This window comes from Exiguobacterium sp. s59 (genome assembly GCF_018617475.1).
GTDB lineage: Bacteria > Bacillota > Bacilli > Exiguobacteriales > Exiguobacteriaceae > Exiguobacterium > Exiguobacterium aestuarii.
On record NZ_JACSKG010000003.1, the window covers coordinates 225112 to 238467 of the forward strand.

General features: G+C 49.9%; 14 protein-coding genes and 1 riboswitch. Of the genes, 1 reads left to right on the forward strand and 13 read right to left on the reverse strand.

Features of this window, described 5'->3' with window-relative positions:
* Positions 1–9: 9 nt before the first annotated feature.
* From sufU to KNO91_RS07140, 9 genes are all read right to left on the reverse strand, one after another.
* The gene (gene sufU / locus KNO91_RS07100; RefSeq protein WP_026825487.1) at positions 10–444 is read right to left on the reverse strand and encodes a Fe-S cluster assembly sulfur transfer protein SufU; all 435 of its coding nucleotides are present in this window, start codon (positions 442–444) and stop codon (positions 10–12) included.
* On the reverse strand, positions 434–1654 hold the full coding sequence (locus KNO91_RS07105; protein ID WP_214817202.1) for a cysteine desulfurase: 1221 nt from the start codon (positions 1652–1654) through the stop codon (positions 434–436). The genes sufU and KNO91_RS07105 overlap by 11 nt, the downstream gene beginning before the upstream one ends.
* Position 1655: 1 nt before the next feature.
* Positions 1656–2924: a Fe-S cluster assembly protein SufD gene (sufD, locus tag KNO91_RS07110; protein ID WP_214693478.1), complete on the reverse strand. Its 1269-nt coding sequence runs from the start codon at positions 2922–2924 to the stop codon at positions 1656–1658.
* A 12-nt stretch (positions 2925–2936) separates the two neighbouring features.
* Positions 2937–3698: a Fe-S cluster assembly ATPase SufC gene (sufC, locus tag KNO91_RS07115; RefSeq protein WP_143180266.1), complete on the reverse strand. Its 762-nt coding sequence runs from the start codon at positions 3696–3698 to the stop codon at positions 2937–2939.
* A 178-nt stretch (positions 3699–3876) separates the two neighbouring features.
* Complete coding sequence (locus KNO91_RS07120; RefSeq protein ID WP_214817205.1) at positions 3877–5091, reverse strand: MDR family MFS transporter; 1215 nt, start codon at positions 5089–5091, stop codon at positions 3877–3879.
* Positions 5092–5190: 99 nt separating this feature from the next.
* Positions 5191–6024, reverse strand: a complete 834-nt coding sequence (locus tag KNO91_RS07125) for a MetQ/NlpA family ABC transporter substrate-binding protein (RefSeq protein ID WP_214817208.1) — start codon at positions 6022–6024, stop codon at positions 5191–5193.
* Between the two features lie 30 nt (positions 6025–6054).
* The gene (locus tag KNO91_RS07130; protein WP_012726857.1) at positions 6055–6717 is read right to left on the reverse strand and encodes a methionine ABC transporter permease; all 663 of its coding nucleotides are present in this window, start codon (positions 6715–6717) and stop codon (positions 6055–6057) included.
* Positions 6707–7735: a methionine ABC transporter ATP-binding protein gene (locus KNO91_RS07135; protein ID WP_214787021.1), complete on the reverse strand. Its 1029-nt coding sequence runs from the start codon at positions 7733–7735 to the stop codon at positions 6707–6709. The genes KNO91_RS07130 and KNO91_RS07135 overlap by 11 nt, the downstream gene beginning before the upstream one ends.
* Before the next feature lie 77 nt (positions 7736–7812).
* Positions 7813–7919, reverse strand: a riboswitch (SAM riboswitch).
* A 450-nt stretch (positions 7920–8369) separates the two neighbouring features.
* Positions 8370–8627 carry a thioredoxin family protein gene (locus tag KNO91_RS07140; RefSeq protein WP_214817211.1) on the reverse strand — a complete coding sequence of 86 codons (258 nt, stop codon included), beginning with the start codon at positions 8625–8627 and terminating at the stop codon, positions 8370–8372.
* A gap of 180 nt (positions 8628–8807) precedes the next feature.
* Between KNO91_RS07140 and KNO91_RS07145 the strand changes: the two genes are divergently transcribed.
* Complete coding sequence (locus KNO91_RS07145; protein ID WP_251126569.1) at positions 8808–9863, forward strand: PTS sugar transporter subunit IIC; 1056 nt, start codon at positions 8808–8810, stop codon at positions 9861–9863.
* Positions 9864–9908: 45 nt separating this feature from the next.
* Here KNO91_RS07145 and gcvH read toward each other — a convergent pair whose 3' ends face one another.
* The 4 genes from gcvH to KNO91_RS07165 form a co-directional block, all read right to left on the reverse strand.
* On the reverse strand, positions 9909–10292 hold the full coding sequence (gene gcvH / locus KNO91_RS07150; protein WP_214787015.1) for a glycine cleavage system protein GcvH: 384 nt from the start codon (positions 10290–10292) through the stop codon (positions 9909–9911).
* A gap of 48 nt (positions 10293–10340) precedes the next feature.
* Entirely contained in the window at positions 10341–10694 is a 354-nt protein-coding gene (locus KNO91_RS07155) for an arsenate reductase family protein (RefSeq protein ID WP_214795519.1), read from the reverse strand.
* 47 nt (positions 10695–10741) lie between these two features.
* A complete protein-coding gene (locus KNO91_RS07160; RefSeq protein ID WP_214817214.1) occupies positions 10742–11473 on the reverse strand; it encodes a hypothetical protein in 732 nt (243 codons plus the stop codon).
* 89 nt (positions 11474–11562) lie between these two features.
* Positions 11563–13347: an acyl-CoA dehydrogenase family protein gene (locus KNO91_RS07165; RefSeq protein ID WP_214787009.1), complete on the reverse strand. Its 1785-nt coding sequence runs from the start codon at positions 13345–13347 to the stop codon at positions 11563–11565.
* Positions 13348–13356 lie beyond the last annotated feature (9 nt).

A 13356-nucleotide genomic window follows, 5' to 3' on the forward strand; every position in this document is an offset into this window, starting at 1 on the left:
TCCTTCTCCTTACGCGTCCTCGTCTACTCCTTTTTCAAGCGCCTTCCACGCGAGCGTGGCACACTTGATTCGAGCCGGGAATTTCGATACGCCTGAGAGCGCCTCGATATCACCGAGGTCAAACGTATCCGTGTCGTACTCTTTGCCTTGAACCATTTCAGAGAAGATGTTAGCGAGTTGAAGCGCCTCTTCCACTGTTTTCCCTTTGACGATCTGGGTCATCATCGATGCCGAGGCGAGACTGATCGAGCAGCCTTCCCCTTCAAACTTCGCATCTTTGACGATGTCGTCTTCGACTTGTAGTTGAAGACGAAGTGAGTCCCCACACGTCGGGTTGTTCAAGTCCACCGTCACGCCATCTTCGATGACGCCACGGTTTCTTGGGTTTTTATAGTGATCCATGATGACCTGGCGGTACAACATGTCGAGATTATTAAAACTCATAATTGAAATACTCCTTCGTTTGACGTAATCCCTCGATGAAACGGTCGACCTCTTCTTTTGTGTTGTACAAATAGAAGCTCGCCCGTGCCGTCGATGATTGCTTCAAAAGACGCATGAGTGGTTGTGCACAGTGGTGACCGGCACGAACCGCGATGCCTTGCATATCGAGAACGGTCGCAAGGTCGTGCGCATGCACGTCCTTCAAGTTGAACGTGACGAGACCGACGCGATCTTCAGGACCGTAAATCTCAATCCCTTCAATCGTTTTCATCTGCTCGATCGCGTAAGACGCGAGTTCACGTTCGTGTGCTTCGACGTTCTCCAGACCGATTTCTTCTAAGAAATCGATGGCTGCCGCAAGACCGACTGCTCCAGCGATAATCGGTGTACCCGCTTCGAAACGATACGGGATGTCTTTCCACGTCGATTCATACAAATCGACATAATCGATCATCTCGCCACCGAACTCGACCGGCTCCATGTTTTTGAGGAGTTGTTTCTTCCCGTATAAGACACCGATTCCAGTCGGTCCGAGCATCTTATGTCCAGAAAAGGCAAGGAAGTCACAGTCGAGTGCTTGGACGTCCAATTTTCGATGCGGTGCACTTTGTGCGGCATCGACGACCATGACGGCACCCAACTCATGCGCGAGTTGAGCGACTTCGGCAATCGGGTTAATCGTACCGAGCACGTTTGAGACGTGACTCATCGCGACGATTTTCGTACGATCCGATAACACCGCTTGAACCGCATCGAGTGTGACACGTCCGTCCGGCGTGAGCTCGACGTATCGAAGCGTCGCGCCTTTTCGCTTGGCGAGTTGTTGCCATGGGATTAAGTTCGCGTGGTGTTCCATCGGAGTGAGGACGATTTCGTCGCCTTCACCGACATTCGCATCTCCGTAGCTCGACGCAACCAAGTTGATGGCCGTCGTCGTTCCACGTGTGAAAATGATTTCTTCAGGAACCGCCGCATGGATGAAAGAGCGGACGCGTTCGCGTGCTCCCTCATACGCATCCGTCGCTTGCGTCCCGAGCGTATGGACGCCACGATGCACGTTCGAATGGTTGCGACGATAATAGTCCTCGATCGCCTCGATGACAGCGAGCGGCTTTTGTGAGCTCGCCGCGCTATCAAGATAAACGAGCGGGTGTCCATTGATTTCCTGATCTAAAATCGGAAACTGTTCACGAATCGAGGCGTTCAACATCTTAACGTACTTTCCCTTCGATGACTTCGCGGAGACGGTCTTTGACCGAATCGATTGCGAGTTCTTCGACGACAGGCGTCAAGAATCCGTGGATGATTAAACGCTCTGCCTCTTGGCGAGACAAACCACGGCTCATCAAGTAGTACAATTGAACATCATCGACACGACCGACCGATGCCGCGTGACCTGCCATAACGTCATCTTCATCGATAAGAAGAATCGGGTTGGCATCCCCACGTGCTTTTTCAGAGAGCATCAAGACGCGCTCTGTCTGAACACCGTTCGATTTTGACGCACCGTGGTGAATCATCGATGTCCCGCTGAAGATCGCAGTAGCTGCGTCTTTTTGGACACCGTGAATCAAGATGAACCCTTCAGATGCTTTTCCGAAGTGGTCGGTACGAATGTTGAAGTTTTGTTTTTGTGCACCGCGACCGATTGTCACAGCTTTTGTATCCGAATACGTGTTGTCTCCGACGAGGTGAGTCTTCGTCTCAACGACCGAGTTCCCGTCGTTCATGTGACCGAGCGCCCAATCAAGGCGACCGTTCGCATAGACGACACCGCGACGGTTCATGAACGTGAGTGCTGATTCAGCGAGCTGATCGACACCACCGAAGACGACTTTCGCGTTCTCTCCAGCGAATACTTCCGTCACGACGTTGACCGTGTGCGGTTCGTTCGTGCCAGAAAGGAAGTTTTCGATGTATGTCACTTCACTACCTTCGTCTGCGACGAGGATCGTGTGGTGATAGAGGGCGCCGTTCGCCTGTTCCATCGTGAAGATCGCTTGAAGCGGATCTTTCAATTGCGTGTTTTTCGGTACATAGATGAACGCACCACCGTTTGTGAGGGCAGCATTCAACGCCGAAAGACGCTCTTCATCGACACGTACGCCTTCCGTCATGAAGTATTTCTCAACGAGCTCTGGATGTTGCTCCATCGCTTCTTTGATTCCCATGAACAAGACGCCTTCTGGCATCGACAATTCGTTATAGACGACATGACCGTTGCGTTCAACGAGCACGTTTGTCCGGTGGTCTCCGAGAAGTGATTCAATGTCAGCCGTCAAACCATCTTTTGGTTCGAGATTGACATCACCCGCTGCGAAGTCCCATTTATCAATCTTAATCTTTTCAACTTTTGGCAAAGCAAGTGTCGGCGCAAGTTCTGCTGCCTCTTTACGACGGTTGACCATCCATGCTGGTCCGCCGAGCGCTTCTGCACGTGCCGACAACGCTTGTGCATCCAATTCAAATTGTACGGTCATCGTACAGCCTCCTTACGCTTCTGTGTCTACTGTCATTCCGAGTTCTTGCTTCACCCAGTCGTAACCTTCTGCTTCGAGTCGCTGTGCGAGCTCTTTGCCACCAGACATGACGATTTTACCGTCCATCATGATGTGTACGAAGTCTGGTTCGATATAGTTGAGGAGACGTTGGTAGTGCGTGATGATCAAGCAGCCAAACTCTTCTGAACGCATTTCGTTGACACCTTTTGCGACAACTTTGAGTGCATCGATATCAAGACCTGAGTCGATTTCATCCAAGATGGCGATGTTCGGTTGGATCATCATCATTTGAAGAATTTCGTTACGTTTCTTCTCACCACCTGAGAATCCTTCGTTTAAGTAACGGTGTGCCATTTCTGAAGGGATTTCGAGAAGTTCCATCTTCGCATCGAGTTCACGGATGAACTTCATGAGCGAGATTTCTTGACCTTCTTCACGACGGGAGTTGATTGCTGAACGCAAGAAGTCTGCGTTTGTAACACCGCTGATTTCAGCCGGGTACTGCATCGCAAGGAACATCCCTGCTTGTGCACGCTCGTCGACTTCCATCTCGAGGACATCTTCGCCGTTTAATTCGACGCTTCCCCCAGTGACCTCATAAAGTGGATGACCCATGAGTGCTGATGCGAGTGTTGATTTACCAGTCCCGTTTGGACCCATGATGGCATGAATTTCGCCACCTTTAATTTCTAGGTTAAGACCTTTAACAATCTCTTTTCCTTCGATTGAGACGCGGAGGTCATCAATTTTCATTTGTGGTACGTTAGACATTCGGATACCCCTTCCGTATTTTCTCGCCATAGTGAATGGCGTAGATTAGATATATTCTAATCTTAGACTAGTAATTTTTTTATTTCAAGCGACTCACCTTAGAATTTATTCTCAATAGAATGATAAAAGTTGAGAATGCTAATAGTAGGAAATCAAGACATTATCCGGCATTCTCCTCGACGAGTGCGAGAACGGCTTTCCGCTCTCGTACGGCGGCAGCGAAGAAGAAGGCACCACACCCCGTCAACACCGCCAAGCTTCCGAATACCGGAAGTGATGATTGGCCGAACGTATCGAGTAAAACGCCTCCGATAATCGGCCCAATCGTCTGACCGAGTGACGTCAACCCCATCGCCCCAAAATAAGTTCCCCGCAAATGTTCTGGCGCCAGTTCGTCCGTCAACACGTCCGTCATCGTGAACATCAACACCTCCCCGACCGTGAAAATGGCCATCGCGACAAAAAGAACCCACTCCACCGTCGCAAATCCGATGAGCAGAAGTCCGAACGACAATGTCGAGATTCCAAAAAAGAGTGATTTGATAGGAGAGACACGAATCCCGAAACGCATAATCGGATACTGGACGATGAGCACCGTGATGGCGTTCGTCGTCAATAAGTAAGCGAACAATCTTGAACCGTCTTCCAACCCATCGCTTAGCGCGATAAATTGAGGAAGCGTCGAATTGAACTGACTGTAACCGATAATCGCAAAGATCATCCCGATGATGACCGCACGAAACGTCCGGTCGTCTCCTAAAACGCGAAACGTCTCCGTCAAGCGCGGGCGTGCCTTGACCCCGTCCCCTTCTTCAAACGGATATTTGTAAAACAAGATCGAGATGATGATTCCATACACGATGTAGACAGCCGTCACGACGAAGAACGCGGTTTTCACACCGGTGAGTGATAAGACAACCGCCAAGAGTGGTCCGATGGCCGCGGCGATGTTGATCATGAAGTACCGGACGTTATAGACGATGACCCTCTGATCTGCCTGCGTCGTGTCACTAATGAGAGCACGTGAAGCCGGTTCTAAGAAAGATCGCGACATTCCCATCAACATGGATAGCATGTAAAACCAAAACAGTTCGGTCGCAAGCGCGAGGCCAGCGAACGTAACGGCATTGAGCACGATCCCGATCAGCATGAGCTGTTTTCGCCCATATCGGTCAGAGAGTGTCCCCCCAAAGAAGCTCATGAACAGACCCGAAAGTGCCGTCACGGCAAAAATCGTTCCAATCACACTCGCTGAAAACCCGAGTGTGGCCAAATAGATCGCAAAAAACGGCATGACAAAAAACGTTGCCAGTCGTGCAAAAAACGTCCCGAACAGGACGCCCCACGTCAGCGGATGAATCTGTGTGAGCTTCATCCAAATCCCCCCTTTTCTTTCATATATAGTGTACTTCTCTTCATGAAAGAACACTAGACAAAAAAAGACTCAGGAGAGTGTCCCCTGAGTCGAGATTGCTTATTGTTGTACCGGTACGACCGCACCTTTGTATTCGTCCAAGATCCACTGTTGTGTTTCTTCAGAAGTCAATACTTCGAGAAGTGCCTTGACGCGCTCATCTTCTTCGTCTCCTTCACGTGTGACGATCAAGTTGACGTATGGTGAGTCTTCGCCTTCGAGTGCGATGGCATCTTCAAGTGGGTTGAGACCTGCATCGATCGCGTAGTTCGTGTTGATGAGGACCGCATCGCCTTCTCCGTTGTTGTAAGCTGTCGGAAGAAGCGCTGCTTCAACGTCCGTCTTAAATTTCAAGTCTTTCGGGTTGTCGACGATGTCAGAGACTGTCGCATCGACTGTCTTGCCTTCAGCAAGTGTGATGAGACCTTCTGATTGGAGCATCGTGAGGATACGTCCGTGGTCAGCAACCGATGAACTCATGATGATTTCCGCACCTTCTGGAAGTTCGTCGAGCGATTTGTATTTTTGTGAGTAGACACCGATTGGCTCAATGTGGACACCACCCGCAGATGCGAATTTGTAGTCTTTGTTTTCAGCCATTTGCGACTCGAGGTATGGCTCGTGTTGGAAGTAGTTCGCATCGAGTTCCCCGCTTGCGAGCGTCTTGTTCGGAAGCACGTAGTCTTGGAACTTCTTGATTTCGAGTTTGTAACCTTTTGCTTCATATTCTTCTTGTACGTGCTCTAAAATCTCAGCGTGTGGTACGTTCGATGCACCGACAATCAATGTCTTTTCATCGCCAGACCCTGTGTCTGCCTCTTCCCCGCCGCAAGCCGCGAGAACTGTGAATGCTGATAATGCTGTCAATCCGAGTACTGTTTTCCAAGTTTTCATAATGAATCCCTCCAAATGGTATATGTGTGATTAAGCTGAACGTTTATCAATTTTTGTGACGAGTCGGTCACCGATGAATTGGATGACGAACACGATGATCAAGATGAGCACCGTCGCTACGAACGTGACGTCGTTTTGTGAGCGCTGGAACCCTTCCAAGAAGGCCAAGTTCCCGAGTCCGCCGCCCCCGACGACCCCTGCCATCGCCGTATAACCGACGATGGCAACGATGGTCACCGTGAGTCCTGATACGATTGCCGGAAGAGCTTCCGGAATCAAGACTTTATAAATGATTTGCCATTTCGTTGCTCCCATCGATTCGGCCGCCTCGATGACACCACGGTCGACTTCACGAAGCGCAAGTTCGACCATTCGGGCGTAGAACGGTGCCGCTCCGATGATGAGCGCCGGAAGCGCCGCCGTCGAACCAAGCATCGTACCGAGTAGGAACAACGTGAACGGGATGAGTAAGATGATCAAGATGATGAACGGGATCGAACGGAACACGTTGACGATCGCGCTGACAAAGACGTAAATCGGACGATTCTTCAATAATAGCGATTCGTTTGTAATATAGAGAATCAAACCTAAAGCGAGTCCGATCACAAACGTTGCGACACCTGCGACGAGCGTCATGTATAACGTCTCCCAAGTCTGTTCCATCATGATTTGCCAGTCTACGTTAGGAAACATCGCTTTCCACCTCCACTTCTACAGATTGCGAACGAATCGACGCGATGGCGCGGTCGATTTCTCTTGCTTCCCCAATCAATTGGATGAATAGCGTGCCGAGCGCACCGACTTGTGACTGGGTCACATTCCCGCCGATGATGTTGAATCCGATATCGTGTGTTTTAAGGACGTCAGACAAAATCGGTTGTTCCGCCGTCTCATTCAAGAATTTCAATTTGACGATTTGACCACTTGGGTATCGTGCTTTCAAGTGTTCGAACGTGAGCGACAGATCGTCGACCGCTCCGATTTGTTTCACGAATTCTTTCGTGATCGGTTGTTCCGGATGTTGGAACACGTCGGAGACTTGACCCGTCTCGACGACTTTCCCCGCTTCCATCACGGCGACACGATGACAAATCTTTTGGATGACGTGCATCTCATGCGTGATGAGGACGATCGTCAAGCCGAGTTTCTTATTGATGCTGACGAGCAGTTCGAGAATCGAATCCGTCGTCTTCGGGTCGAGCGCACTCGTCGCTTCGTCACAGAGGAGCACCTCTGGATTCGTAGCGAGCGCGCGGGCAATCCCGACTCGCTGTTTTTGACCGCCCGATAATTGTGATGGGTAGCTGTCTTCACGACCAGCCAATCCAACGAGCTCAACGAGTTCTTGGACCCGACGTTTCCTCTCACTTGCCGGAACCCCAATCAATTCGAGTGGGAAGCTAATGTTTTCTGCGACCGTGCGCGACCACAGAAGGTTAAAGTGCTGGAAGACCATCGAGACGTTTTTGCGAACCCCTCGTAATTCTTTCGGGCTGAGCTTCGTGAGCTCACTCCCGGCGACCTCGATTTCACCGCTAGACGGTGACTCGAGACGGTTGAGTAATCGGATGAGCGTCGACTTCCCCGCCCCCGAATATCCGATTATTCCAAAAATTTCACCGCGATCAATCGTTAGTGACACATCATCGACCGCCTGGACACGACCATTCTTCGTATCGAACCATTTGGCGACGTTTCGTAATTGAATCAATTCTTTTCCCTCCTGACAACAAAAAAAGCGCGCACGTTTGAGCAAACGTGCGCACTTTATCGTACGGACAACGATTGCTCTCATCTCTCAAGGTTTCTCACCTTGCTGGAATTAGCACCATTTCGGATTGCTCCGCGGTTGCTGGGCGTCATAGGGCCAGTCCCTCAGCCTCTCTTGATAAGAGTGTTGTGTATTCGATTAGCTTTATCATAGCGACAGCTTTTTCTGCTGTCAAATCCTTTTTTCAAAAAAATTAAAAAAGGTGCCGTCCGAGGACGACACAGAACGTAGCACCTTGAGTCACGGAAGGACAGCCCATAGATGAAAATCTTTTGCCCGTTCAAGATTTCCACCCTTATATGGGGGAGATTCACCAATCATCACTCGATCTTGACTTGGACCGTGCGATTATACGGAACGTCTTTCTTCGCTTGATTTTTTTGGGGGACAATCGAAGGGAAGACTGACGTGTATTCGTATAAAGTGTAGCAGCGGCTTCATCAAAACGTCTTGATGTCGGGAATATCGCGTCCTATTTTGTGTTCAAGTAAGATGTTGTAATGAATATACCATTCGTGAACTTTCTGTGTCAACTGATTATTTAAAATTTTCAGATTATTCTAATGTTCCTCTCTCACTTCACGAAAGAGAGGACATGCTGGACGTTTTGAAAAGCATAGAGACGATCCCGAACCTCGCCATTTTCAAGCTTTAATAGGGCCGGGACACTCATCACTTGATAGGCCTCAAGCTCTTTTGGAATATAGTTCGCGTCTCGCTTTTCAATCTGAATTTCAGGGTCAACCGCCTCGACGACCGTTAACATTTTCTCTGCGATAGCGCATGTACCACACATCGGCGCGTATATATATAAGAATCCGTCTGTAATCATTATTCTCACCTCTCTTGCCATTATAATGGTCGATTGATTCTCGTTCAAAAATCGTGCTCTCTTGAAATTTCAGAATTTTTCAATGATTCTCTTGACTCTTCTGTCGGATAGGAATAATATGGGTTCTAACTTTATCGCTTTTGTACATAACAGCAAAAAAGAAGGACAGGTGAATGAATGATGACGGAACAGGCAACAAGTACGACAAAGCAATTCACGATGAACGTCTTAAACGGTCTCAGCATGGCGATTCTGATCGCCCTCATCCCGAGCGCACTGCTCGGTGAACTCACGAAAGCCATACTCCCTTATTTTCCGTCTCTTCAATTCATATTGGATGCGACGACGATTGCGATGCGGCTTCTCCCAGCCATTATCGGTCTGGCCGTTGCGATGCAGTTCGGACGATCGATTCTAGAGGCAGGAACGATTGCCATCGCGACGTATGTCGGCAGTGGTGCCGTTCGAATTAACGAGGGTGCGTTTGTGATGGCAGGCATCGGTGACGTGATCACAGCCGGCGTGACCGCTGCGATTGCCACCCTTCTCGTCATGAAGCTCGCTCCCCACTTGAAGACGTATACGGTCATCGTTATGCCGATGACAGTCATTGTCGTCGCTGGTGGGATTGGTTCCTTCTTGTTGACGTATATCTCACAGATTACGACATACATCGGATACCTCATCATGACGATGACAGATCTTCAACCCGTTCTCATGGGTATCTTGATTGCGATGGCGTTCTCGCTCATCATCGTCTCGCCGATTTCGACCGTTGGGATTGCGACCGCGATTAGCCTATCCGGCGTTGCGGCCGGTGCGGCAAACCTCGGCGTCGTTGCCGCCGGATTCGGTCTCGCCATCGCGGGTTGGCAGGCGAACGCGACCGGTACATCGATTGCACACTTCCTTGGGTCACCGAAAATTCAAATGGCAAACTTCGTCCGACGTCCCATTATGATGCTTCCGATTTTGGCGAATGCGGCCATTCTCGGCGCCCTCGCCGGTATGTTAAGAATCGAAGGGACTCCGATTAGCGCCGGATTCGGTGTATCTGGACTCATCGGACCGGTGAACGCGCTACACCTCATGCCGGGCGGATTCGCCTTGTTCAATGTTCTTCTCGTCATCGTCTTGTTCGGTCTCATCCCGGTCGGACTCGGGATTTTCTTCTACCGTGTGTTCGAACGGGCGACACTCGTCAAATCCGATCATTATCGTCTCGATTTCGAGTAAGACGTAAAAAAGCCGGCTTCTCCAATTCGGAGAGGCCGGTTTTACTTATCCTTGAATCATCGCTTCGTATTCTTCAGCTGTCATGAGCTTGTCGAGGTCCGACTCTTCCGTCAACTCGACTTCGACCATCCATGCGTTTTCAAACGGTGACTCGTTGACGAGTTCTGGAGAATCCGCGAGGTCCTCGTTCACTGCTGTGATGCGTCCTGATACCGGCGCATACAACTCAGAGACCGTCTTCACTGATTCGACTGAACCGAATGGCTCGTCGAGCAAAATCGTACCGTCGACTTCTGGGAGTTCCACAAACACGATATCCCCTAGTTCGCTCTGTGCGAAATCCGTGATGCCGATGCGGGCTTTCGTTCCGTTTACTTCCACCCATTCATGTTCTTTTGAATAACGTAAATTTGCTGGTACTTTGCTCATCCTAACTTCCCCCTCAAATAAATTAGACTCACATCTGTATTATAGCACTTAGCCCCAAACGTCCGTAAAGGACTTTTCTGAAAATCCGACCGTCGTTTTTTCACCATTTGTGACGATTGGTCGCTTCAAAAGCATACCATTACTCGCCAACAGCTCGAGTTGTTCGTCTTCTGATAGATTTGGAAGCTGATCTTTGATGCCTTCATTCCGATACACTTGCCCGCTCGTATTGAAGAACTTTTTGAGTGGTAAATCCGATTGTTTCCACAACTCGGCGAGCTGTTCTTTCGTCGGTGTCGATTCGACGATATGGACGTATGTATAATCGACGCCTTGCGCTTTCAACCATTTTTCTGCTTTTTTACACGTGCTGCATGGTGGATAGCCATATAGTGTCACCATCTGTTCATCACCTCTCTCATCAATGTAGCATATTCTGAGAAATCAATTCACGTCTCAAGCAACCGTTCGATTTCTCGTTTCATCGTCGTGTTGACCATATGTCGCTCTTCGATAAAACGTAAGATGATCGCCGCCGCGACACCTGACTTGCCATATCCTAATACCCCGCCCATCAAGAAAGAAATCATTTGTGGATGTCTCGACTCGACCCGACGTGTCGGGTTGAACGGGTCCCCTTGTCCACCGAGCGCCTTCAGAACGTTCTGAACGGCCGCGACTTGGACGAGTTCGAATCCGGCGAGCGTCTCTCCTCGGCGTTCACGTAGCAACCCGACATATAGGTTCGTCAACGCTTCTTCATAGTAATAAGCCGTCTCTTCACGCGCGATCTCGAGATGCGGTGTCGCGAATACATCGAGTGCTTCGTCCCGTCGCCAGACGATCCGTCCTGGCGTGTAGGCGATCGTTGCGAGTTCATGTACTTCGAAGACGGCGAACTCACCGTAAATGCCATCGTGATACATAATCTTATGCCCGTCTTTCGTGTTTTGGAACTGATAATGAAGCGGCTCGACTTCGAGCCAGTCGAGTCGGTCGATAAAGCGTGCCTTATGCCCGTCCTCGACAATCAAAAAGAAATCGAGGTCCGAGTAATCATCCAACCGCTCCGTCTCTTGTCCGATCGAACCTAATGCCAGCAGCATAAGCGTTCCTTCGTGTGCAGCGACCGATTCCCCGATTCGTTCCATCCGTTCAAGCAAGATCTCTCGTTTTTTCATCGTCTCTCCCCCTCGTTTCTATTGTACGTGGCGGAGAGACCAAAAAGAAAGGGTCGACCGCGTCCGGTCCACCCTTTCTGTCGATTGGATTAAACGATAAACTTGTTCGCTTTGATGAGGCTCGCAGCGACTTCGCGCTTCGTTCCGATCACATTGATCGGCTGGTAGCGGCTGAACTTCTTCATTGCCGAGAGAAGCATACGCTGCTCGTCACCAGACGCCGCTGCGTACAACACTTCTTTCGCCATGAGTTCGACTTGTTTAAATACTTGTTCCGCAAAGATTTCCGTGTAGCGGACTTTGAGCGTGTTCTTCTCTTCGCCTGTGCGTGCAATCGCTTTGTCCGTACGAGCGATCGCTGCTTCAAGCGCATAGATGGCACTGATCATGTCTGCGATCTTCGCCAAGATTTCTTGTTCGTTTTGAAGGTTTTGTTGATACTTCTGAACCGCTGTACCTGCGACCATCAAGTTGATTTTCTTCATGTTTGAAAGGAGCATCTTCTCGCGTGCGAGCGGTGAGCCGTCCAATTCTTGCGGCATGTAGCTCATGAGCTCTTTTTGAAGTTTTTGTGCTTCTGCGAGGAGCGGTAATTCCCCTTTCATCGCTTTCTTGAGAAGCGTACCAGGAACGATCAAACGGTTGATCTCGTTCGTTCCTTCGAAGATGCGGTTAATGCGTGAGTCACGGTAGAGGTTTTCGACTTCATACTCTGCCATGAATCCGTATCCACCATGAATTTGAACGGCTTCGTCGACGACGTAGTCGAACGTTTCAGATGCGAATACTTTGTTGAGTGAACATTCAATCGCATATTCCGCGATGGCTTGCGCAACTTTCGATCCGTCGCGCATGTTCTCGTCACCGAGTGCGTCAAGGCTGTCCTGGAACAAGCCGCCCGTACGATACACTGAACTTTCCATCGCATAGATGTTTGCTGCCATCGTCGCCAATTTCTCTTGGATGAGTGGGAATTGGCTGATTGGTGTCTTGAACTGTTTGCGCTCGTTCGCGTATTGAACCGAGAGGTCGAACGCGCGTTTTGATGAACCGACCGCTCCGACTGCGAGTTTGTAACGACCGACGTTCAAGATGTTGAAGGCGATGACGTGACCTTTTCCGACTTCACCGAGGAGGTTGTCGACCGGTACTTCAACGTCCTCAAGGATGAGCGTACGTGTCGACGATCCCTTGATTCCCATCTTCTGCTCTTCTGCGCCTGTTGAGACTCCTTTGAAGTCACGCTCGACGATGAAGGCACTGAACTTGTCGCCGTCGATTTTTGCGTAGACGACGAAGACGTTCGCAAAACCAGCGTTTGTGATCCATTGCTTCTCACCGTTCAAGACGTAGTGTGTTCCTGCTTCGTTCAAGACAGCCGTCGTTTTCGCACCGAGAGCGTCAGACCCTGAGCCTGGCTCCGTGAGCGCGTAAGCTGCGATCCATTCCCCTGTCGCGAGTTTCGGCAAGTACTTGTGTTTTTGCTCTTCTGATCCGAAGAAGACGATCGGGAGTGTCCCGATTCCAACGTGTGCGCCGTAGCTGAGTGCGAACGAACGAGCTTTTGCGAAGCGCTCCGTGATGATCGAAGATGAGATTTTATCGAGTTGGTAACCACCGTACTCTTCTGGAACGTCTGCTCCGAGGAGGCCGAGTTCGCCTGCTTCTTTCAACAATTCGACTGAAAGGTCGAACTCGTGCTTCTCGATACGCTCGAGGACTGGCATGACGCGATCATCGACGAATCCTGCTGTCGTGTCACCAATCATTTTATGCTCATCTGAGAAATCCTCTGGTGTGAAGAGACGCGATGCGTCGAGTTCGTCAATAACAAAGCTACCGCCTTTAATCAATTCATGTTCTGTACGTTCCATATCCGATTC